This window comes from Flagellimonas amphidinii, from assembly GCF_013090115.1.
Taxonomy (GTDB): Bacteria; Bacteroidota; Bacteroidia; order Flavobacteriales; family Flavobacteriaceae; genus Flagellimonas; species Flagellimonas amphidinii.
The window spans coordinates 133,826-158,491 of record NZ_JABFNN010000031.1 but is presented as its reverse complement, the minus strand read 5'-3'; the positions used below and the strand labels follow the sequence as shown (position 1 = coordinate 158,491).

Below are 24,666 nucleotides of genomic sequence, written 5' to 3'. Positions count from 1 at the left end.
AATAACTTTCTTTTAGCTTGGGTGTAGATGGATGGTAGATTGCTGTAGACGAGTAATCACCTATACACTACAAACCAATCAATACTGAACACAGTAAACTGGTATGCAATAGGGAACTCCACAAAAAACTCCCCTGGGCCGGGGAGTTTCAAACAACAAAATGAACCAATAAGGATTGTCTAACGCTTTCCAAATTCCCCTTATTTCATTTCGTCACATGAGCATCAAAAAGTTTTAAAAAGTAGAGAAAAACACCCCGAAGGGTTTTTGACCCGTTTAACGGTTTATAGCAGGTTTAACCGCCTCATAAGTTCTGGTCTGTTAGAACGGCTTATAGGTATAACATTCTTTTCAATAAGCACGCTATTATCCTCAATATCAATGATTCGCTTAAAATTGATGATATAAGACCTGTGTATTTGCAAGAACATTTCATCAGGAAGTTTGTTGTGTATTTTTTTGAGCGTTGTATGCACCAAGTAGTCCTTCCGCTCTGTTTTTATATTGATGTAATCCCCTTTGGCCTCAATAAGCAATATTTCCCTGTATTTCAATTTAATCAGTCTTCTATCAATATTGATGTAGAGGTCCTCCCCTATTGTAGTGTCAGATTCTGGGTCCTCTTTTTCCTGCGGTTGGAAGGCTAAACTGTTTTTTACCTTTTGTATGCATTTTTCAAAACGATCAAAAGTGATGGGTTTTACAAGGTAGTCCACAATAGCCTCATATTCATAGGAAGCAATGGCAAAATCTGTATCTGAGGTTGTCATCACTATTTTAGGAGGGGCGCTCAAAGTCTGTATAAAATCTATCCCAGTAAATCCGGGCATGTGGATATCCAAAAAAATAACATCAACTGTATGTTGGTTTAAGAATTTGATGGCCTCTATGGCACTTTCAAACTCTTCCACCACATCCAAATCTGGAATTTTGGAACAAACTTGGGTCATTATTGCCCTTGCGGCAGCTTCATCATCTATTATGATGCAATTCATGATTAAATGGTCTTTAGATACGTTGCTATTTCCTGAAGTGCATTCAAAAACTCCAAGTGCAGTGTATCCTCGCCATTTCTAAGTTCATTTTCATGTTGTACTGCCAACGTATAGGTGTTATGTAGCCCCAATACATTGATCTTGTGCTTTATCTTGTGCACGTTTTCTGAAGCGGCCCTTAACAGTCCTTCTTCAATATTCTTTAAATACTCACTTTGTTCTTCAGGAAATTCCTGTTTTAAGATACTAATAAATTTTTGACGGAATTCTAAATCTCCTCCGGCGATTCCGTCTAAATACTTCATGTTAGGCTTTTCTTTCATACTAATTCCTTTCTTAGGGTGAAATGAAAGGTCGTGCCCTTACCTTTCTCAGAATCCAACCAAATCTCACCTTGGTATAGATCCACTATTTTTTTAACAATAGAAAGTCCAATCCCTGTAGAACGCTCTTTTGTTCCCAGTGATTGGAATACTTTAAAAATCTTCTCGTGGTATTCCTTTGGAATACCAATACCGTTATCACTTATGTTAAATTGCCAGTGCGTTTTTGTTTCTTCACAACATATCTTCACCAGACCTTCCTTTTTCTCAATATGTACCACCGCATTGGAAATCAGGTTTTGAAAGAGTTGGTGAATCTTCGTCTTATGTGCCATCATTATTGGCAACGTATTCATAATAACCACATTTACATGCTCTGGTATAAATATGATTTCACGTATTTCTGAAATGACTTCGTTTATATCTACTTCGGAAACATCATCGGTTTTTTTATCAATGCCAGAATACGTCAAAATCCCATCTATGAGCTTGTCCATACCCTCAATCTTTTCCTGAATCATCTGTAACTGATTCACTCCATTCTCATCCAATTTTTTGGCATAATCCTCCACCAACCATGTAGCCAAAGCGCTTATACTACGTAAAGGTGATTTTAAATCATGGGAAACAATATGGGCATATTCCTGCAGTTCCTTATTACTGGACTTTAATTGCTTTAAAAGTTGTTCTTTTTGCAATTCCAACCGTTTATGCTCCGTAATATCCTCAACAATACCTACTTGATATTCTATTCCGCCACCTGTAGCTCGAACAGCACTTACTGAAGTTTTGGCCATAAATGTTGAGCCATCTTTGCGCACATAACTTTTGTTGAATGTAAAGTGGTCTATTTTTCCTTTCATCATATCATTCAGATATGTGATTGACTTGGCCATGTCATCTTTGACAGTAATATCCTTAATACTGATCTGTTTTAATTCATCATGAGTATATCCCAGCATTTGTTGCATGGCGGTATTGCTCTTCAGTATTTTACCTTGGACCATAAGAACAATTCCCAAAGGGGAATTCTCAACTATTATATCCAATTGTTTTCGCTGCTCGGACAATAACCCTTCTACTTCCTTTTCTTGGGTAATATCCCTAATAATACCTTGTGCCGCAATTGGTTTTCCTTCTCGATTGTAGATGAGACTGGCATTTATCTGCACAAACTTCTCTGTGCCGTCCCTTAAAAGAATTTTGGCCCGGTAATTTTTGAGCGTTCCTACTTCCAATAAAGATTGTATAGATTCTGCGGTATACTGATAAAATTCAGGGTGGACAAAATCATTAAGGTTTATGGCCTCTTTGGTGTAATCAAATCTTAGAAACTCTTTTGCTGAATGGTTGGTACGGAGTACATTAAAATTGAGGTCCATGACCACATATGGGTCAATGATATTTAAAAAAGCAGCATCCATATCATCCGCTTTTTTATCCAAAAGGTTTTCCAACCGGGTATTGGCCTGTTTCAGGTGCTTTGCTAAATCATAGAGTTCTTTGGACTTAGCCTCTAAGATTTTTTCTGCCTGAAACCGTGCTTTTCGCTGTCGTTCCAGCGCACGCTTCAATATTTCAATTTGGTTGTCAGCCATTCTGGACAATGTCAAATCTGACTTCGGTACCATCTTCTTTTAAGAGTTCGAAGCTAACTTGTGATGTAGCGTTAAAATGTTCAAAGCATTTTTCAATAAGACCTAGGGCCAATCGGTATAACCCTCTTGAAGAAGCATACACCATTGATATTGAAGTATCTGTTTTTTCTAAAATTTTAAAGGACGGTAGTTCTGCATCTGGATACAATTTTTGTACGTGCACATGAATGTGATCCTCAATGGAGTACAGCAAACCGATGGGTGATGTATAACTTTGGATGACTTCAGGGTGCGCTTTGCCCAAACTGCTGAACAAATAATGTCCAAAAGCCTGTAGAAGATCATCAACAGGTATATTAACTTTGGTATGCAAACTTGTCAACAATGCAACCATTTCGTTAAACTCGTAAGTTCCCACTGAGGTATAAATCCCTTCGGACGGTAAATTTGAAGCTTCAATGATTTCATCAACAGTATCCAATCCAAATTGACCTTCAACCATATCCAGAAATTCGGTAAAAACAATTCCCTTCATGCTATTAGTACTAGTTATTCAAAAGTAGGAAAATGTTTACCCTTTAAGTAAGTTTTGTTGTGAAACGCTATTTTTCGTTAGGCTTTCACCAATTCGTTGATGCTCCAGTATTGCAGAACCGACTTCAATTTATCCTCATAATCCTCATATTTCAAAGGTTTTATGATGTATCCCGCTATTCCAATTTTATAACATTCCAATAAATCTTGTCTGTTTTCTGAAGTTGTCAAAATGACTGTTGGAAGATATTTTATCTTATCGTGTTGTTTCAGAATGTTTAAAAACTCGATCCCATTCATGCGCGGCATGTTAAGGTCAAGAAGAATTAAATCCGGAAGTGGTTTTTCTGACTGAAGAAAGTCAAGGGCTTCTTCTCCATTCTTTGCCTCAACTAAATTGTATTTTGATGGCAACTTGGAAAGTGTCCGTTGAAACTTCATCGTCTCTATAACATCGTCCTCTATGAATAAAATATTCATTTTGCTGTTTTATGGAAGGTACAAATTACTCATATTTTCAGAATAGTTTGGGCAATAGGTGATGGATCAACATTAAGTGTAGACGAATGGAAAAAAAGTGTCGGTGAATGGAATTAATTCCCATAAACACCTTATTTAGAAGCTATAACAGCTCCTTTTCAATGGCTATTTTAATAATTCCCACGCTGTTTTTGGCCCCTAATTTGCTCATAATGTTCATACGGTGTGTTTCTACAGTTTTGGGACTAATAAACAGTTTTTCCGAGATTTCCTGAGTAGTCAGTTCCTCTGAAATGGCCACCAATACATCATGTTCCCTTCTGGTTAAATTAGGTTTTAAACCATTATCACTTGTCGTTTTAGTCTGAGTCACCAATTTTTTATGTAAATCCTCTTGTACAAACATTTCTCCTGATAGTACCGTAGTTATAGCAGTCAACAATTCTAACTTATCGGTATTCTTGAGCAAATAACCGTGAACGCCGTTTTTGAGCATGCGTTTCACAAAGGATATATCTTCAAAATTAGTAAGGGCAATTATTCTCAACTGTGGATATTTTTTCAGCAGCTGCTTACTTAGGTCAATACCATTGATATCTGGTAAATTAATATCCAACAACAATACATCGGGTTGACTTTTAAGCATCCCCTCCAAAGTTTCCGATGCATTTTTGTAAGTAGCCATAATGACAATCTCTGGGGTGTTCTCCAGCATTGTGGCTATGCCTTGCAATACCATTTCATGGTCATCCGTTATGGCTATTTTAGTCTCCATTCAACAGTTCTTTGTTAATGTCAATAGTATAGGAGGTTCCTTTATCATTGGAAATGAAATCTGTGGTGGCATTTAAATAATCTGTTCTGGATTGCACATTACTCAAACCAATACCATCACTTTCAATCTTATCACTATCGAAGCCTTTTCCGTCATCTTCAACCGTAATCTGTACGGTATTTTCCCTAGCACTGATCTGTACATTAATGTTAGAGGCCTCTGCATGGCGCACAGCATTGTTCACCAACTCTTGAATGATCCGAAACGCATTCACTTCTGCTTTTTTGGGCATAGTTACAGTTTCTCCCAGATGTTGAAAATAAATGGTAATATCTGTAGTAACGTCATTTAAATTGGCACAATAAATCTGAGTGGCTTCCAATAAATCAAAATTTTCCAATGAGGGTGGAATCAAATTATGGGAAATCGCCCTTACTTGTTTGCAGGAATCGTCAATCATGGTAATCGCTTCCTTTATTACTGTATTGTTTAGCTCCAAAAGTGATGATAATTTGTATTTGATGGCTGCCAGATCACCGTTTACTCCATCATGCAGCTCTTTGGCAACCCGCAAACGTTCTTTTTCCTCTCCTTCTATCAATGACTCCAATGTTTTTATTTGAAACTCTCGCTTTAAGGTCAATAATTCTTGATTTTTCCGTTTCTGACGTTGTTTCAATAAAAACACTAGTAAAGTTGTGGTAGCAACCAAGAACAAAATGGCACCCAACATATAGTTATTCTGGGCTTTTTTTGCTTGAATTTCTGCCTCTTGTTCTTGAAGTGCCAGCTGTTGCGTTGCTATTTCTTTGTCTTTTTTTTCTGTTTGGTATTTGGCTTCGGCATTAGCCACAGCCTCCTTGCTCTCCGCAGAAAATATTGAATCTCTGAGCTTGGTATACTTCTGAAATAATTCATTTGAGCGTTTGTAATTTCCTTTTTTTTGCTCGGCCATACTCCATATGGAATATGCTTCAACGCCCAGTTTAGGTTCTATATTATTTTTGTATACATTATCAAATTTCTTTAGATATAATATCGCTTTGTCATAGTTCTCTTTTAAAAACTCATGGTTTCCCAAAAAGATATAACTAGCCATTGTTTCATACTTATGATCTCTTTCCAAAGCATATCGGTTTGCTTTGACCAAAGCATCTTCAGCTTTATCAAACAACTTCAGTTCATCGTAAAGTTTCCCTAATTCGCTGTAAATATGATAATTTGTTTCAGGGGATTGTAGTATGTCACAAAGCTCCAAACCTTGTTCCAAATATACTCTGGCACTATCCAGCTGGCCATTTTTCATACTATAATGTGCCAACCTTTTCAGTGCTGCAGCCTTTACTCTATAGTCATTGGAAATGTCACTGGTCTCAAGTGCCTTTTTCAAATATTCAACAGCTTTTTTTTCGTCTCCCAACTCACCTAAAATCAATGAGTGGTTGATATACAATAGGCAAACCTCTTTTGGGTCATCTTCTACTAAATCAATTGCCTTTTGATTATATTCAATTCGTTTTTCGTGCTCACTTGAATTTTGGTACGACAACGAATAGTTAGCGTAAATTGTTGACCTTTCAAGTTTGTTGTCTTTTTTATCCAAAAACTTTAAAGCCTTATCATAATAATGTCTAGCAGAATCGGAGTTAGATTTGTAAAAATGAATTAATCCTAAATTACCGTAGGCTTTTACAATTTTATAGTTGTTTGTCTTCAAAGACTTTTCCACTCCTTTTCTTATGTAAACTGCCCCACTATCTATGTTTACGGAAGCAAAATTCCCCCCTATCAACAAATAATCGGTTACTACGGTTGTGTCTGGAACATTAGGTCGCAACAGGTCATTTTTCAAACTATCAATAACAGACATTATTTGGCCATTGATTGACGCCGAGCACAACAAACTGATTAACACGCTAAAAAGGGCTTTCTTTTTCAAAAGAACCATGATTTAATATTCAACTAAAAATAAGTAGTTTTTTTAGCTTAATTGCATATATCGCTTCCACCTATCACCCATTTATCCCCGTTAATATAGTAGGCACCATCTTCTGTATAGCGTTCTATGGGCATGTAATTCACTTCTCCTGCATTGGACACCAATCGTATCACCATATAATTATTGATCATCATTAAGCTCCATAATCCCACTCCAGCGCTATTGTTTGACGATACCTCACCATCAAAAGCACCTCCGCCAGCACTAAAGTCCGAATACCCATCGAAAGCAAATTGCCCATTGGAACAGAAGTTAATGGTCGTTTTACTACTAGACCCAACACTAATGGTATTATCATAATCAGAAGTATAGTAAGAACTGAACCTCATGAGTTTTCGACCTTTGAACATATTGGCTTTTTGCTGCGCCAATCGATTCATAAATGGTCTATACTTTATTGATTTGGAGATTTCGACTGCCATATCTTGGTATTCATCTTTAAAATTCTCTTGTAATGCCATAATTATGGTCATTACGCCGCCAACTTGCCACAATGTGCTTTTAGAGACCACTGCTACCAGTATAACCTGTTGCTGGTCTGCATAGCCTTGGTACAAAGCAATATAATCTCCATTTTCCAATTGCATCACATCACTGGCCAGTGCAGCTTCAATACCTTCTTCTTGAATGTTCTGCTGCATATTTTGCAAAATAACCTGTTCAGTGGCCCACCCATGCTCCATTAATATGATGGCGGCTGGTTCATTTGCGTTGCTCACGGAGATTTGCCCGTAGTTTTCTTCTTGAACCTGCCAACCACTGGGTAAAGAAGCATCAATGGCAATACCGCTAAACTTTGTTTGTGCAACCGTGGTCATTGTAACGAATAATAGTATTAAAAGTGTTTTCATTAGTCTATAAATTCATTATTAATTGGTGCTTGGTGCTATTATCGCTCCGGTATTTATCTGGTAATCTTCAATGCGTATTTCTTCCGTCTCTCCGTCACACAAACAGGTGCTGGTTTCCCATAAGGTCTGCACGGCCGTATCATTAAAGCTTGCACGTTTTAAGATGGATTTTTGGCGGTCCTCACTTTGGGTAAACCAATAGATGTGCTGGTTCTCCACATCCACTTTCATCCTATGGGGAAGGTTGTCAGCAGCAGCTGGATGATTTTCGGGTATATGTACGAGACTTGTATTGGTATCGGCGCCCTCGATGGTTGTTGTGCCCACATTGTAGTAATTGCCATATTTCAAAATCATATAAACCGTTTTGTTATCAGCACCCATCTCAATATCGTATATCTCTATCCCATCTTGTGAATAAACTTTGCTATCTTCCCATGCAACCTCACCTTCAGGATTATAGACATACAATGCAGTCCTATCATGCATGATCAAGATAGGAGAACCGTTATTGTCATACATCAGTATTTTTTTGATGGCATTTTCCCGAGTTGCATTGTCAATTTGTGCAACCATTGTTTGATTGCTTCCATCGGCATCCATTCTGTACAATGCATGGCGAGGAACCTTGGTTAAGTCAGCACCTTCCAAAAAGTAATAGATTTCTTCTCGATTATAGTCTTTTGCCAAGGTACTGAACAGGTAATTGGCATTGGAAACCACAGTACTATTAAGGTTCTTGCCATCCATTCCCGAGGAAAAGATTTCGACATTCAATCCTTCTTGAGTGGAACCAAAAAGTAACTCTTCTTGATTAGGGTAAAGCGAAATTCCTTTTGCATCGATTACCTGATTGGTTATCAAATTGGCACTATGGCCATCTTCGTAAATATCAATCCGTAATACGGTTTCATTCTTCTTATCAGATGCGAAAAATTGAAAAGTAATTGGATTGGTTGGATTTTCCGGTTCTTCTTCCTCTTCCTCCGCTTGTTCGTCGGTTCCACCCCCTGCAAGACACTCAACTGTTCTCGTAACCGAGGCATTATTATCATTGGCATCCCTAAACAGGAATTTAAGGGTGTAGGTTCCTGGTGTATCTGTTGAAAAATTCCCAGTTAGTTCCATTACGTTATTATTCTCACTCAAATTGGTATCAAAATCGGCATCAACCAAATCGCCATTTTCATCTGCAATGGTCAATATGCCAAAAACCACTGCGTTATTATCGGTAGCTTTAGCTCTTATTTGTATGGAGTTTGGGGAAGAAGCACTATTGGATGCATAAAAACTAGCATTATCCTCTGGTGAAAGGATTTCAATGATTGGAGCATCCTCATCACCTTCAAGTGGTTCAGCCTTACAGCCAAATATCAATATGCTCAAAAAAGCGGGTATTACAATTAATCTTAAGGTTTTCATTGGACTAAATTTTATTGATTACTAACTGATTGCAAGTTAATTTTAGGCCTATAAAAAAAGTTAAGGGCATTCCCTGACTTATAAAAAATCAGGGAATGCCCTTAGGTATCAATCTTAAACCAATGGTGAATCTAATCTAATTGGAAATTACACCATGGATGTATAATGTAGTGTTAGTTTACTCCTAACAAAATACTCTTCTTTAATAGCGATACATCGTAAAGTTGCCAATGAACTCTCGCTGGTCTGCCTCACCATTCAATCGGATAATATACCAGTAATCTCCTGTTGGCAAATCGGAAAGTTGATATTGTCCATCCCAACTGTCCTCATTTCCATTGAAGAAGAATAAAATCCTTCCGTATCTATCAAATATTTTGATGAAGATGTTAGGGTACTGCTCAATATTTCTTGGCGCCCATGTATCATTTAACCCATCACCATCAGGTGTGAAGAATTTAGGAATTTCGATATCTATAAACTCCATGAAAATCTCTTGGGTGATACTACATCCGTTTTCATCAGTTACTGTAACAGCATATGTAGCTGTTTCAGTTATGTAGAAGTTATCTTCAATACCTGCTAAACCATCATTAATGCTAAAAGTATACTCTCCGGATCCCCCAGCTGCCGAAGCATCAATTTGATTGATTTCCCCTTGACGCAATTCCAAAGTTAAAGGTTCAAAAATTGTTACTTCAAAAGTGAAGGTATTGATACAACCATTGTTGTGCACCACAGTAATAAAATGCTCCCCTCCGGACAGGTTTTCGAATATTGGCTCCAATTGCATCACAGAGGTGTCATCAGTATCCAATCCGTACAGCACATTTCCATCAATACTGGAATCCTCAAATACCACTTGGACTAGATTGGAAGTAAATCCATTGGGGTCGCATTCATAATATACTTCCACATCCCCATTCAAGTTTACTCCACTTTGTATTTCAAACACTTCTGAATATTCACAACCATTCGCATCACGAATAAAGACTACATGTGTTCCGCTCGGCAAATCTTCATATGTTGTAATATCCTGTACAAAATCAGTATCAAGATTACTATTCAAAGCTGTTTCATAAGGTGCCGTTCCTCCTGTTATTTCAAGGGAAACAGTACCATCACTGCTTTCAAAACAAATTTCATCCGTAGTTGTTGAAACTACACTCAATGCTTCCGGTTCCGTAATATCAAATTCTATCAACTCAAAACAGCCGTTTTCATCTTGTACAATCAGTTGATAACTTCCAGGTGACAAGTCAGCAAAGGAATTGTCCGAATCAAATTGGTTCAGGTTAGGCGAAATGGCATATTGATAGTTGCCGGTTCCACCCTGAACATTCAAAACAATACTTCCGTCATCTGCACCAGAACAGCTGATGTCAGATATTGTGGAATCCACAGTAAGTGGTGTTGGTTCATTTACTTGTATCTCCTCTGAAGTTACTTCACAATCCTCACTCTGTACCCTTACATAATATGTGCCAGCTGGTAAATCTATAAACGTACCATTATTTTGATTTGGTCGTACTTCATCTGTCAATGCAAGATCGGTAAACAATGCATATTGATAATTACCAAGACCCCCTGAAGCTTGGACATCTATCAATGCATTGCTTTCCCCATTACAATTTATAATTGCTGCGGATGTATCTACAAATAGAGATAAAGGTGCAATTGGTTCTACTGTAATTTCATTGGAAACCACAGAAACACAATTGAAGCTATCCCTTACGTAATACTGATAACTACCAGCAATAATATTGGTGAACAAATGCGTATCCGCAGCAATTGTTTCGTTCATTGGTGTGAAAGAAACTCCATCTACACTCCAACTGTACGGGGCCGTTCCTCCAGAAGCAACAAGCAATAACTCTGCATCAGATTGACAACTTAAACTTTGATTGGTCACCAATAGACCATTGACATCTGTTGGGCTAACAATTTCAACAATACTGGTCTCAAACGTACAACCCATTTCATCCAGCACGCTAATACTATAGAAACCAGCTCCCAGATTATCAAAAATCTGACTGGTTTGTGATGAGGATGCACCAAGGAAGGTGGTTCCCAAGGCATCATTATAGGTGTTCAAAACGTATCTGTAGGTAGTGGTAACGTTTCTAGGATCAACACTTACTGTTACAGATGCATCTGTATCTCCTTGACAAACCAAGGTAGTGTTTGAAATAGTTCCTGTAATTGGGTCAGGCAACAATAGTTCAAATGCATTGACAAAAGGCACTGTACATCCTAGTGCATCGGTTACACTAACAGAATATTGCCCTGCTGTTAAATTTTGGAACAACTGACTGCTTACACTATTTACCGTGGTTGTAACAGTAGTGCCATTATGTGTTAAATCAATAGTATAAGGAGACTGACCTCCTGCGGGTGCAATTAAAGCACTTCCTTGGTTATTGCTACACCCTACATCTATTAAATCAATTGAATTCAGCGTTATAGGGGCTGTAGGTGTAGTGATATTGAATGCCCTTACCTGAGCACATTCTGGGAAGGCATCTTGTACTACCTCGACCAAATAATCGCCAGCAGGAACATTAATGGCTCCCGTTGGACCCACATTAGCCGATGTTCCTGTTAGTACGGCAGGGCCGTCATCACTTCGGTCCGTAGGTGTACCATTGGTTTCAAAGATACTCCAGGTAAATCCAGAGGCATAGGTGGCATCAAGTAGGGTCAATCGAATACTTCCCGTATCTCCAAAACACACCACATCGCCCAGTTTTTCAACAGTTACATCAAAAGTATTGGGCTCTTCCACCAAGTGATTCATGGTGATTTCACATCCGGTATTAACATTACGAACACCAAAGGTGTGATTGCCCGCTGGAAGATCCACAAATTGATTTGAAGCTTGATAAACCAAAGATGGCAACCTTCTGAATTCGTAGTTCGCAGGATTTGCCCCATAATTGGACAAGCTTCCTGTTACATCAATGGAAATATCTTCCCCGCCATTGGAACAGCTAATCTCATCGTCTACTGTAATAGAGGCATTGAGCAATTCATCGAACGCTGGAATAGTAACCACTGATTCCCCTGTACAACCATTATCATCCACTACGCGTACCAATACATCAACACTCGCATAATCTGTATGATTGTATATGGCATTGGTCCCTGATTGCAAGGTTGCACTTGTTGTGTTATTGATAAACTCGTATCGAACATAAGTGCCACTTCCCCCTGTAATACTGGAAACATCCAATGTAACGGTAGCGTTATCTACTGCATTGCCCGAAGAACATCCAAATTGTGCCACTGCTGGAGAGTTGAAAGTAATGGTATTGGGTTCGTCAATTAGAATATTGCTTATGGTCATGGGGCAACCATTTTGACCAGTGGCAGTAACTTCATAAGTCCCCTGCGGCAAATTCTCAAAACTATTGGTAGTTGCATTGAACGTGGCAACATTAGGGTTCAATGCGTAGGTCAATGGACTAATGCCATTGTTGTTTTCAGTAATGGCAATTACTCCATCACTAGCTCCCGAACAACTAATGTCCGTAGGTGATACCGTAAAACTAGGTGTTATGGCTGCTGGTACTTCAACAGTAAAAGTTCTGGAACATTCAGGCCCAGAAGTACCATTATCATAAACGGTTACCGTGTAGGTGTCTGCAACTGTTGCAAGAGCCGTTAAAGGATTAGATGTTAACGGATGCCTTGCTACCAAAGTACCTAAGTTTCCTACTATTTCGTAGTCATAATTCCCTGATCCAGAAGTAGCCTCTATTAAGATTTCGGCCTCATTTCCTGCTCCACAACCCAAAAGTTGATCTAGGGAAGCCGATGCTTGAAGTGTTGGGTGTACATCAATCGCCTGTGAAGCGGTACAACCATTTCCATCTTTTATGAAGACCGTATAGCTCCCAGAGGAAACGTTGGTGAACACCCCTCCATTATCTTCGTATGTTGTACCACCATCCAAGGAATACAATATTAAAGCTGAAGAACTGCTTGCAGATATGGTAACATCTGCCTGAACATCACAATTGTCGATAACAATATTATCAATTGTTGGGTTTGCAGATAGTGTAAGGTTAACACTTGAAAGACCTTGTGAGCAACCATATTGGTCTGTAATTGAAATATTGTAGACACCCGAGAGTGAATTTGCTGGTATTTCAATGGGGTTGTCTGTAGTGTCCTCGACTATTGGATTCAGAGAATAATCTGCCATAACAGTATAAAAATACGTTCCACCCCCACCGGAAGGATTTTGTACTTGGATTAATCCAGGTGAATCACAGGTTATATTCTGTAAAACAACAGGTGTTCCGCCCAGTGGATCCAATTCTTCCACGATAAGGTTTTCAGAACCGCTGGTACATTGCACAACACCAGCACCATCAGCCTGTTCCACAACAATGTAATATTCATTTGGCACCAATCCGGAAATTGTAATGGAAGCTGCATAAGGAATAAGACCTCCACTAGTCGTAATCACCGTATCGGTAGTATCATACAAAGTCCATTGCATTTGTGGTTCAGTGGAACCATCCGTGTCTACAATTGAATATGTAATTTCACCGTCGTTCGCACCATTACATGAAGGCTCATAGGATGCCGTAATATCCATTGGATTGGTAACCTCATCATTTACATTTACACTACTTTGACGAATACATCCAACATTATCCCTAACATAGAATGCATATGTCTTCCCTGGGATAAGACCTAGAAAAGTATGTGTAACTCCGGCTGCAATCTGTGCGGTCCATCCATTAGCTGGTGCAACAGGATTAAAATTCGCAGGGTCATCCGAATAGGTATACTCGTAAGGAGCTGTTCCATTTTGACCTCTTACCGTTACTTGTAATTCATTACAGTTGACTATTATAGGTAAAATGGTGATATCCAAATCATCCAAAGGATACGGAATGATAAAGGGAGGTAAATCCGTTTGACATATGGTATTTCCAAGACCATCCACGGTACGCATCGAAGGATTTACCGTTGATCCAGAAAGATATCCTGTTAACTGATCCGAAGTTCCCGGAGCACTATTGTCTGAAATCCATGTGGCACCACCATCAGCACTAAACTCTATGGTACCCAAAGTGGTTGGGTAGTTACTGAATGCAAAACCAAAATCTGAAGCACTACCTGTACAAGTAGCCGGAGTGATCCCCGTGATATCCGCGGTCAATTCGTCCGGTTCAGCAATGGTAATTCCATTTATGGAATCAGAGCAACCATTAGCATCGGTGATGATAACATTATACTGCCCTGGGATTAGGTTAAAATAGGTTCTAGAAGTGGTTACTACCCCATTTTGGGTATCACTGGAAGTTCCATGATCAACATCAACCAGTTCAAATGTATATGGGGCAATTCCTGAAGTAATGCTCACCGCTATACTTCCCATACCTCCGTAACATTCAGCATCCGTAGGAGTTGCCGTAAACGCAAGTGTAGGGGCAGTTGAAACAGTAACTGTTTCGGTGTATTGGCAATAAGGACTGGCACCATTATTATCCCTAACATACACATCGAAGTCACCGGCGGTTGCCGCCGTTACCACATAGGAATTGGATGCTCCAAAATCTGAATCTGATACTGTTGAACCTGTAGCTAAAAAGGCATATGCGTAATTAGTGTCTCCCCCTGTTGGTGTTACGGTGATACTTCCGTTCGCACAACTGGTAACATCCACAACATCTACTTGAGCGGACAGAACAGGTGCTATGACAACGGTTTCTACAGCAGAAACACAACCAAAAACATCGGAAACCTCAATGTCATATGAACCATTGGCCAGATTTGTAAATGTATGATTGGTTGCCGTCGATGGCGAGGGGGTTATCCAAGCACCTCCATTAATTCTAAATGTGTAATCCCCGTTTCCTGTAGCGACACTAGCCGTTATGGTTGCATTGTTCAATCCGTCGTAACAAGCAGTGGCCGAAGTGGTAAAGGTTACTGCTTCGGGTGCTGTCACCGTAACAGGTGTAGTTGATATTTCTGAACATCCATTTGCATCACGAACTCGAACAAGGTAATCTCCTGCAGCAATATTCGTAAAGGTTGTATTGGTTTGATAAGCTGCAATAATTCCACCTAAAGTATCTTCCAATTGATATTCATAAGCTGGGCTGCCACCAGTAGCTGATGCTTCCAAAGTGCCACCAGTATTAAAACAGGTATATTCTGCCGTTTGTGTTAATGATGGAACTATTGCGGAAGGTTCGGTCAAAGTAACCGTAAAACTGGCCGTACAACTGGTATCGTTTGGTTTTTGTACCACAATGGTGTGGAGACCATTATCTAGGGAAGCAGCTGTAGTTATGGACGATGTGGTTTCGGCTATCCATGTGCCATTGCCATCTATTTCATATTCGAAGCCATTGGCCGTATCAAAATTCAATACTTCAAATTGAACGGTGCCATCGGAGTCTCCGTTACAAGTTGGATTGGTTGTACTGATTGCATTGGCGGAAAATTCTTTATTGTCCTCGACTACTACGGTGATGTCTTGTGATTTTTCGCAAACCTCTGGTAATTGGTAGGCTTCAATATCATCTAAAATTAAATCGTTACCATCATTACTGTTTACATTGGACCTAAAGACAATATCTATGTCAGTATTTACGCCTGGATCAAATGTAATTGTGCGATTATACCAGTCTGTATCTCCGGTGTTTTTTGGAATTTCCGGAGCTACTTCACTATGAATTACAGCACCTGTATTGTCCAAAACTTCTACAAGAACTTCAGGATTATTTCCAGAGCCGGTAACATTCATCAGGTTATAAGCCCAAAAACTTAATGTAACTTCTTCATTTGGCAATACTTCAATATTCTCTTTACGCCATAGTACTGAGTTCAATACTGTTGAACCTGTATCAGAAAACGTACTAACATCAATGGCCAAAAATCTTCCATCTGTAAGACCGGTATGATCTTGCGGATTGGTCAAAGTGGTGAGGTTTAATGCATTTGTTACTAAGTTGGTCACCGTGTACTCTCCGTTCACCAAAATTCCCGCAGGTCCTCTATTACAGGCTACAATTGAACCATCTTGTGGTTCGTAGCAGTAGTCCGGTCCAACTTCTGCGATTTGGGTAGTTGGGCCAGCACCAAAACTTTCAGAGAACAATGTACTTTGATTAGGCGCAACGCTGCCTGAGTAACCCACAGTAACCGTATACGTGCCGTCCGTCACATTAGTGAAAATATTATTGTCTTCCGGAGTGTTGGCAGTACCATTTAGGCTATAGGTATACGTAAAGTCAGTGGTATTGGAGGTATCAACAGTAATTGATGCTGTACCATCACAAGCATAATCGACCGCAGCAGTCAAGTTTGGGTCGGCCACTACATTCGGAACAGATAAATCCATTTCATAGGTACAGCCCAAAGCATCTCTTACCATTAGCTGGTAATTCCCTGGCATTAAGTTTCTTTCATTGTTGGTGTCGAAATTACTTCCACCATCAAAACTATATTCATAAGGTGCTTGTCCTCCACTTGCGTTCAATATTTTTACTCTTGCCCCGCTTGGGCTACAAGAAGCATCCTCTACAATTGCTGCAGAAGCTGTTAACCTAAAAGGTTGTACGATTTCATAATCCAAGGTCTCCACACAACCTGTTCCTCCGTTGCCGCTTGAATCCATTACTGTAATGGTATAGAAACCTGCAGCAAGATTCACAAAAGTGTCGCCAGTTTGATAATTGGTTCCACCATCCAAACTATATTGATAAGGAGCTGTACCTCCCGTAACAGATACGGTTAATGAAGCTGTAGCAGAGTCAGCACAGACAATTCCTCCATCGGAAGCGGACACATTTAAACCTCCCAGTTCATCTATACTTACACTATTGGAAATGTTGTGACATCCATTATCATCAAAAACTATGAATTCATAATCACCTGCTTCGTTTGGAAAATAGGTTGTTGGTGTACCTCTATATCCAAACAAGAAATTTGGATTGGTCTGAAGTGCCGTTACAGGCACATTTGATGGATCGGTATATAAGTCAACCCCATCCTTGCTCCAGATAGCCATTTGGTAATCTGGATTGGGAGTACCGCCACTTGGAGTTAAGGTTACAATTCCGGCAGTACAGGTAATATTTTCTGTGGTCAATGCCACTAGGGACAACTCTGGAATTTCATCAACTGTAATTTGTTGGGTATCGCTACAACCATCATCTGTGGTTGTAATCACGATATAATCTCCTGGGTTCACATTGGAGAAGGTATGGGTATTATCGGTTGTGGCCACATTACTGTCCACGAATGTCCCTTGACCTCCATTACTACCGTCATCCAATCTAAGTTCGTAGCTATAGTTCGGGAGCACGTTTAAGGCCTGGACTGATATGGAACCTAATTGGTTACAATCAGCTTCCGTGGTGCTCAAATCCACTTGGAAGTTTCGCTCCAAGATTCCTATATCTTCTGTTTCAAAAATACAGCTGCCCGCTATTGGGTCATTGGTTGATGGATTCAGCTGTGTAACTTGAACTTTATATGTTCCGCTTGTGGTGATATCGAAATTAGGACCGTTGTTATCTGAAAATGGCACAACAATATTATCGTTGGATGCATCAACCAACTGAAACCCATAATTAGTTCCAATATTGGTAATTCTGATGTTCCCTGGAGTGCTACATAGAATATCAGAAGCAGTATGTAGAATATCCAATGTATTTTGGAATACATTAAAGTAGAAACGACTGAAACATCCATTTTGATAATTGATGACCACACGATATTTTCCGCTCTCTGTTACCGTATAATTATCTTGAGTAACGATATCATTCCAAGTACAGGCATTGTTTTTGTTTGCACAGTCGTCCCCAGCATCGGAACAGCTAGCTTCATCGAGTCTTTGCCATACGATACTCAGTGCATCTGTTATACCAAGTTGAATTGTAGCCTCATCATTGTCACCACATAAAAATATCTTTGGTAAAAGGTCACCATCAATGGAACAGGTCACAATTTCTCCTTGCAAATCATTATCTGGATTTGTATCTGCATTAACTTGATTAAAATAATCGATTATTGGATTTGTCTGTGTTGTCCCAAATCGTTCTACTGTAATCAATTCTGTTAAATCCGGACAGCTTCCACCCCCAATTTTCTCAACAATGTAATTTCCAATTTCTGTAACCAATAACGTACTTGGGTCTCCATCAGGATCCCCATCATTTAGAACAGTATCTGCTCCATCTATTTCGCCATTACCGTTGTTATCCAAGGCCCAATTATAGGTAGTGAATCCAGCTCCCGCCGTTAAAACAACATCATCACCACAAAGCTGAACTGTTCTTGCTTGACCGCAATTTGCCAAATCATCTAAAATGTTATTGTTGGCAACTTCCGGGGTAGTATTACAGGCGAAGTTGGACGAACCAGGCTCATCGGTAAATACGGTTGGATTGTTTTGTCCTTGAAAGGTGGAATATGCAACATTTTCCAGTTGTGATGAGCATGCATCCACAAAATCAGAACAATTTCCTGAAATCGTCACTATAATGCGAATACTATATTCAGGATCACCTATTTCCACCAAGTTGTTAGGAACTTGGAATGTAATTGTATTGGTATTTAAATCATAGGAATGTGTTGTACCCAATGCGTTGGATACATCCACATTGTCCAAGGTCACATTGTTAGGTAAAATATCCGTTATGGTATAATTTATAGCATTGTCATCCCCGGTGTTCTGGAAACGCAGCACATATTGGAAAGTTTCGCCTAGACTTACTCCTTGACCATTAATATCTGTGCCTCCAAGATTTTCTGAAGTATTTCCCAAAACGATTTCTGGAGCAAGAGCCTCAGTATAGGAAGCTGCGTTTACGGTACCATCCGAGCTGTCCACAACAGGAACTCCTGTACCATATTCACCGCCATCACCACCGTCCGCACTATTATCTTTATAATACTCATTGGCATCACTACATCCATCACCGTCGCTATCCAAATCCAAAGAATCAGGATAGCCATCGGAATCCGTATCACAACCAGCAGTCAACAATGTGCCTTGCATATTTGTTGGGCCCACTACAGCCTGACCAATTGTTATTGTATTTGTTCCAGCTCCATTCCAAATTACTGCATTAGCTGGAGTATTTAATACCATGGGCTCTAATGGCCCATTATTGGTTCTTGTACCGAACAGTTCAAATTCTCCTGCTTGGTTTATAACCACGCGAAGCAAAGGACTGCCATGCGAGCCGCTAATTGTCCATATATTTGGATTACCGTTTTGTCCATAACCCGTTCCATCTAAAAATAATGCCGTGTTTCCGGGTTCACCATTCTGAAATTGAATCTCACCGGCAATATCACTTCCATTGATTTGTACATTGAATGAGTTGTCCAAACTGAAAACATCAAATACCAAATAGTTGTCCAATGTAATCAGATTACTATTATGAGAATCCCCATTGGCAATATTGAACAATAAAGTATCGCATTCATCATCATCATAAATACCATCATTGTCATCATCTAAATCGGTAATGTCATTGACACCATCGTTATCAAAATCGTTGTGAACGATTATTTGTGCTGAGGGTTGATCTTCTGTAATATTGGTATCAACTTGATCCTGTGAATTAGTTGCCGTATTGGTTAAACTGAGTAAAGGTAGGGTATCTATTTCATCTGCCTGAACCTCAAGTTCTAAAAAAGCCGTGTCACCACCATCAAGTGTTCCAATATTCCAAGTATTTCCACTCCAGCTTCCTGTAATGGTAAATGCAGAAGTTAAGGTCAGACCAGTTGGAATATTATCGGTAATCTGAAGATTGGTCAATGGCCCAAGACCATTATTGGTTACTTTAATGGTAAAGGTGGCTGTTTCACCTTCCATTATTTCAGATTTGTCCACCGTTTTTTCTACTAAAACATCGGGGTCACAATATAACGCGATCAAAGGATTACTATCATAGGTACATGGTCCTTTGGTACCCCTTAAAAAATACTCACCAGCTCCCGGAGGAGAATAACTTGGGCCATTGGCGCCAGGGATGGCCACGCCATTTTCGTACCATTGAAAGGCATCAAAATTACTGTTGGTAGCTTCATAAATCTCTGATCCAACAAAGCAACCACTACCTCCTCTAATTGCCAATGTCACTTCTGGTAGTGTATCAAAACCTGAAAAATAGCCTGCTACCCCCCTAGCACCATTGTATCCGAAGAAACCAACAGCCATGGGGCCGGTAGATCGTACACTAACATCACCATTAAGGTTAGGGATAAATGCAGTTTTCCAATCAACGCTACCCGCTACAGCTGTAAAATTAAAATCGGTTCCACCGACAAGGGTGCCACTTGAATAATTGACCACAACATTTGCATCAGGGGTATTAACCGCCGCAATGATGGTCATTCCTCCAGTTACGTCCAATCCTGCCATGTCTCGGATATCGGGAATGTTATCCATAGAATCAGGAAGTAAACAGTTTACAGGAGCAACAAAGTTCAGTCCTTGCGTATACACTTGGCTTGCCCCGGCCATACACTGATAAGCATAAACATCTTTTGAGGTCTCCACCAACATGTTTGCCCCTACCGAATTGGCAGAATAATTGCTATTGGGAATTTCAAAATACTCCCCATTGTCTATTGTAGCTATAGGAGTAGCACTTCCATTTACAAAAATTTGGGTATCATCCGAAGTAGCTATAATTAATGGAAACTCCGTCCACCCGTTGGTGTTACCATTACCCCTTATAAAAACATATTCTTTACCCAAGCGGTTTACCGGTACAGGTTGGTCAATACCAGCATCACGATTGCTAGCGCCTGCTTGTCTTCCAAAGTTAATAGAACCATTACTGATTACGATATCCTTGTCAGATTCTATCGAAGCTCCAATCCATCCATCAATATGTGATGAAAAATTTCTTGTTCCCACATAGTTCTCAAATACAAAGGATTCATAAGCATCTAAAGTAATGGTGTAGGTATTGTCGGTTATAGCATCTGGATTATTACCTTGTCTAAAGGTACAATCTGGATCATAACCTGAAAGGGTTACCGTGGTATTGTCTTCGGTAGCCATAATACCCAAAGTATTAGATTTTGAGTTGTGTGCCCCCAAGTTTGGTACCCCTCCCCATTTAAATTCGGTACCTAGAGCCTGTCTACCTTTTGCAGTCAATGATGCTGCTTGAGCACTGGAATTACCCCTGTAGTTTACATAGAATTTATTGCCACTGGGCGATTCAAAACGTAATCCACTATTGGTTAGGACAACTCCAGTATTTGCGTTATTCACCAAAGTTATATTGTTGTCACCATCAGCTAAAGTCCAAACTGCAGGAGCAGTATTGGATATGTTAAAAGATTGATATATCGAAGGATCTGTTCCTCGATACACATTTACCGTAAATGTTGTTGGTTCAGGTGTAGATAGATAAATTGCTTGGTCTCTGATACCTGCATTATTCTGACCCTGTTTTAAGGGTGGTAAATAGTGGAGATCACTCAGCTGCGCATTGACGAAACAAGAGACAAAAATAAGTATAAACAATAAACCTGACTTCAGTGAAATATTGCCAAATCGGGGAGTTATGGGGTCCATTAGAGTTTGGTTATAGTAATTGTTTTTAACAAAAAAAACAGCTTTAACCGTGATTTCCAGAAAATTGTTGTTAGATGCAAAAGATGCTTGGTAAGAGAGATGATATTTGTGGTCAAGCCTAGCAAAAACTGGTATTTAAAGCGTCAATCCATCGTTCTTCTGTATTCCTTCTTTGATGAAATAACTTTTTGTAGCAGACTGACTATTAAAAAATATAACTTAGACCAAGATATTGTGACAAGCCTTCTTTAAAAACCAAATCGTTATAAAACAAAAAAGCACCGCCAAATGACAGTGCTTTTATTACTAAAGTATGGTTGGGGTGGCAGAACCAACCCTTATGTTATAAAAAGCTATTTATCAGTATTTTAAGCGCTGTTAATTCACTGTATTCCCGATAAGAACACGATATATAAAAAACAACTTTTTAAAGCAAAAGCCATATATTTCAGCTAAGGTATAAATAGTTTTAATTTTTCAAGCAATAATGTCAATAGCTTTTTGAAGGCTTATCTATTTTTCCTACATCATCCCTTCTTTAACCATGCCCTAAAAGAAGAAGCCTTGCTCCGGCTTACATAGATGCTTTCAGAAAAATCAGGGATCTTATTTGCATTTAAATAAATTTCCACTTTACCGTTTTCTACACTTTTATAGGAGTCTATAATGGCCATGGTGAGCAAAAACTGCCGATTGGCCCTAAAAAAGCGATGGGAAACCAGTTCTTCGAACGCTCCCAAGTTTTTTTCGGATACAAACCTATTGTAATTGCCATCCACTACATAGGTGTTCCCCAAGGCCGTATAGATACAAATAACATCGTTCAGGTCAATCAGCTTATGGGCCATGCCTTGAATCACTTTGATTTTCCGAGGTTTTTCTTCTAAAGGGGATTTTTTGGCCGACAGCAAATACAGACCGAAATACAGACAATGAAAAAGTAATATGAATACCAGTGCCACTACCGTATCCTGGGTATAAAAATCAAAGGAAAGCGAAAGTCGTTCTCCTTTAAAAAAAATGTTATCCAAAAGTTCATTGATCAGAATGCTAAAAATAACCACACTTAAGGTATGTACCGTGAACTGATAGGTAACTCTTTTTACAAAATCACCGTTCAAGGGGGCCCTTTTGTTCAACACATGGATACCAAAGGCGTAGAATTCAGTGATCAAATAGGTGGTCACCAAATCAATGCTATAGAAATACAGATAATAGATGGTTGCATGCCGAAGATTATAGGTAATCAAAAAATTGAGGGTGGTAATGGAAATGGTAATCAACCCGATATAAGGCCACTTAAAAAGTAGTTCTTGCGCGCCTAACCCATCACTTTTTTTATATCTTAAAAATGACAACCCCATTGCTGCTATTCCTGTATTCTTTGCAGTTTATAACCCGATAATTTCAATTCATAATCATTCTTTCCTTTAATCAATTCAATGGTTTCCCCACCAAAAAAATCAAAGTTGTAGCCTGGTATAATGGCCAACGTTTTGGAAACGGGGGCGAGTCCCAATTGAAATTCGGTTTCAGCTGGATATAAAAGATGTACCCTTAATTCCAATATCCCATATTGATTGATGAACAACTTGGCCCTGTCAATCGTTTGATAATCAACATCATCATAATTGACCACCTTAAAGGTGCCAACCGCCTGTTTCCATGACTCGGGAATTGGGGCATTGCTTATTTTTGACCCACCTATATTTCGCCTTCCGCTTTCGTATTGTTCCCCTACAATAAGTTCATCCCCAATCTTATCCCAAAACATGTCCATTGCATGAATCTTGATGCCCATCATCTTTACCGATAATTTAAGCAAATTATCGGCATAGGGCGTAGCAATTCCTCTTTGCTCATCAATACCAAGCGTTACATTGAATTTTTTGCCAGCAGGTTCCAAGTTCAAGATTCCTAGATCAGTGCCATAAGTACCGCCCAATTCTTTCATTTGATTGGAAGTCAAGATCACTTTTCCGGACTTCCTCTTTATTGAAGGCAAACTCCCTTTTAAACCATACTTTTTGGATAAAAAATCAAATGCCTTGGACCAAACCTCCCAGTGCAGTCGGCTGGAAGCATTGGAATTACTGCAAACGATTACCGAGGCTCCATACTCTGGAATATAAAATATATAAGTGTAGAATGGTTCATGGATTCCAGCTTTTTTAACTCTTTTAAATCCTTTGAACTGTTGTATCTCCCACATTAGGCCAATTTGGGTATTATAGGCCATGGGAGCATCCACAAATTGAAGGGAAAGGGCTTCCTTTACAACTTCAGGTTTGAGAAAATAATCGTGATCACTTCCTTTTTTGTCAAAATACACTTGGCACAATTTGCCCAAATCGGAAGCCGTGGAATATACCCCATCGGACCCTGGCCAACTGTATTCGTAGGTTGGAGTTTCCTTTCCATTTATGTACCCCTTTGTGGCTACCGGACCAAAGCCCGAATGTTTCATTCCCAAGGGGTCAAACACATTGGAAACCACAAACTCCCCATAAGGCATTTTTGTCACTCGTTGCACCAATAGGGCCAATAGATCCACGCCCCAATCCGAATACTGATAGACCTTGCCCGCAGGTGCTATGAGATATTCATTGCGGCTATTCGATAAAAGGCTGTCCAAAGGCAAGGGCTTCTTCTTTAAAAATCCTTTGGCCCGTAAACGGGGCAGTCCAGCGTAATGAGACAATATATGGCGTACCGTAAAATCGATGGGGCCTGAAAAGTGTTTCTTCATTTCAAAATCGGGCACATAATCGGTGTATGGCCTATCGATATCGATACGTCCATCGGAATAGAGTTTTAAAACCGCCGTGGATGCAACTACCTTGGACACCGACCCTATAGGATATTTCGTATCAAGAGTTGTTTTCGACCCACTTTTTACATCCGAAAAACCAAAGGCTTCATCCACGACCACTTTATTATCAATAACAACTGCTACGTTGGCCCCGACCACATGGTGTTTTTTCATTTTCTTTGAAACGAAATCGGAAAATGATTTTTGGAAATTGGCAAGTTCTTTGTTTTCACTCTGTGCCCAAATGCCAGTACATAGCATAAATAAGGCGATTCTAATATATAATTTCATGTGTTT

12 protein-coding genes are annotated in these 24,666 nt (G+C 39.4%); all 12 read right to left on the bottom strand.

Annotated features, from left to right (window positions below; translation table 11 throughout):
* Positions 1-284 precede the first annotated feature (284 nt).
* Complete coding sequence (locus tag HJC33_RS09170) at positions 285-995, bottom strand: LytR/AlgR family response regulator transcription factor (RefSeq protein WP_171658519.1); 711 nt, start codon at positions 993-995, stop codon at positions 285-287.
* Positions 996-997: 2 nt separating this feature from the next.
* Complete coding sequence (locus HJC33_RS09165; RefSeq protein WP_171658518.1) at positions 998-1,300, bottom strand: Hpt domain-containing protein; 303 nt, start codon at positions 1,298-1,300, stop codon at positions 998-1,000.
* Between the two features lie 14 nt (positions 1,301-1,314).
* Positions 1,315-2,949: a sensor histidine kinase gene (locus HJC33_RS09160; protein WP_246245515.1), complete on the bottom strand. Its 1,635-nt coding sequence runs from the start codon at positions 2,947-2,949 to the stop codon at positions 1,315-1,317.
* A complete protein-coding gene (locus HJC33_RS09155; protein WP_171658517.1) occupies positions 2,909-3,451 on the bottom strand; it encodes a heme NO-binding domain-containing protein in 543 nt (180 codons plus the stop codon). Before HJC33_RS09155 ends, HJC33_RS09160 begins: the two co-directional genes overlap by 41 nt.
* Positions 3,452-3,528: 77 nt before the next feature.
* Complete coding sequence (locus tag HJC33_RS09150) at positions 3,529-3,930, bottom strand: response regulator (protein WP_171658516.1); 402 nt, start codon at positions 3,928-3,930, stop codon at positions 3,529-3,531.
* A 142-nt stretch (positions 3,931-4,072) separates the two neighbouring features.
* Positions 4,073-4,705, bottom strand: coding sequence for a response regulator (locus tag HJC33_RS09145; protein ID WP_171658515.1), 633 nt, complete (start codon positions 4,703-4,705; stop codon positions 4,073-4,075).
* A complete protein-coding gene (locus tag HJC33_RS09140; protein WP_171658514.1) occupies positions 4,695-6,575 on the bottom strand; it encodes a tetratricopeptide repeat-containing sensor histidine kinase in 1,881 nt (626 codons plus the stop codon). Before HJC33_RS09140 ends, HJC33_RS09145 begins: the two co-directional genes overlap by 11 nt.
* Positions 6,576-6,691: 116 nt before the next feature.
* Complete coding sequence (locus HJC33_RS09135; protein ID WP_171658513.1) at positions 6,692-7,555, bottom strand: hypothetical protein; 864 nt, start codon at positions 7,553-7,555, stop codon at positions 6,692-6,694.
* An 18-nt stretch (positions 7,556-7,573) separates the two neighbouring features.
* Positions 7,574-8,977, bottom strand: coding sequence for a DUF5011/hyalin repeat domain-containing protein (locus tag HJC33_RS09130; RefSeq protein ID WP_171658512.1), 1,404 nt, complete (start codon positions 8,975-8,977; stop codon positions 7,574-7,576).
* A gap of 202 nt (positions 8,978-9,179) precedes the next feature.
* Complete coding sequence (locus tag HJC33_RS09125) at positions 9,180-21,557, bottom strand: T9SS type B sorting domain-containing protein (protein WP_171658511.1); 12,378 nt, start codon at positions 21,555-21,557, stop codon at positions 9,180-9,182.
* Between the two features lie 527 nt (positions 21,558-22,084).
* Entirely contained in the window at positions 22,085-22,921 is an 837-nt protein-coding gene (locus HJC33_RS09120) for a LytTR family DNA-binding domain-containing protein (protein ID WP_171658510.1), read from the bottom strand.
* A 5-nt stretch (positions 22,922-22,926) separates the two neighbouring features.
* Positions 22,927-24,660: a serine hydrolase domain-containing protein gene (locus tag HJC33_RS09115; RefSeq protein ID WP_171658509.1), complete on the bottom strand. Its 1,734-nt coding sequence runs from the start codon at positions 24,658-24,660 to the stop codon at positions 22,927-22,929.
* Positions 24,661-24,666: the final 6 nt, after the last annotated feature.

Excerpts from the sequence above, each read along its gene's own strand:
- HJC33_RS09160 (WP_246245515.1), bottom strand. The coding sequence starts at position 2,949 with ATGGTACCGAAGTCAGATTTGACATTGTCCAGAATGGCTGACAACCAA.
- HJC33_RS09115 (WP_171658509.1), bottom strand. The coding sequence starts at position 24,660 with ATGAAATTATATATTAGAATCGCCTTATTTATGCTATGTACTGGCATT.
- HJC33_RS09140 (WP_171658514.1), bottom strand. The coding sequence starts at position 6,575 with ATGTCTGTTATTGATAGTTTGAAAAATGACCTGTTGCGACCTAATGTT.
- HJC33_RS09125 (WP_171658511.1), bottom strand. The coding sequence starts at position 21,557 with ATGGACCCCATAACTCCCCGATTTGGCAATATTTCACTGAAGTCAGGT.
- HJC33_RS09165 (WP_171658518.1), bottom strand. The coding sequence starts at position 1,300 with ATGAAGTATTTAGACGGAATCGCCGGAGGAGATTTAGAATTCCGTCAA.
- HJC33_RS09150 (WP_171658516.1), bottom strand. The coding sequence starts at position 3,930 with ATGAATATTTTATTCATAGAGGACGATGTTATAGAGACGATGAAGTTT.
- HJC33_RS09170 (WP_171658519.1), bottom strand. The coding sequence starts at position 995 with ATGAATTGCATCATAATAGATGATGAAGCTGCCGCAAGGGCAATAATG.
- HJC33_RS09120 (WP_171658510.1), bottom strand. The coding sequence starts at position 22,921 with ATGGGGTTGTCATTTTTAAGATATAAAAAAAGTGATGGGTTAGGCGCG.
- HJC33_RS09130 (WP_171658512.1), bottom strand. The coding sequence starts at position 8,977 with ATGAAAACCTTAAGATTAATTGTAATACCCGCTTTTTTGAGCATATTG.
- HJC33_RS09155 (WP_171658517.1), bottom strand. The coding sequence starts at position 3,451 with ATGAAGGGAATTGTTTTTACCGAATTTCTGGATATGGTTGAAGGTCAA.
- HJC33_RS09145 (WP_171658515.1), bottom strand. The coding sequence starts at position 4,705 with ATGGAGACTAAAATAGCCATAACGGATGACCATGAAATGGTATTGCAA.
- HJC33_RS09135 (WP_171658513.1), bottom strand. The coding sequence starts at position 7,555 with ATGAAAACACTTTTAATACTATTATTCGTTACAATGACCACGGTTGCA.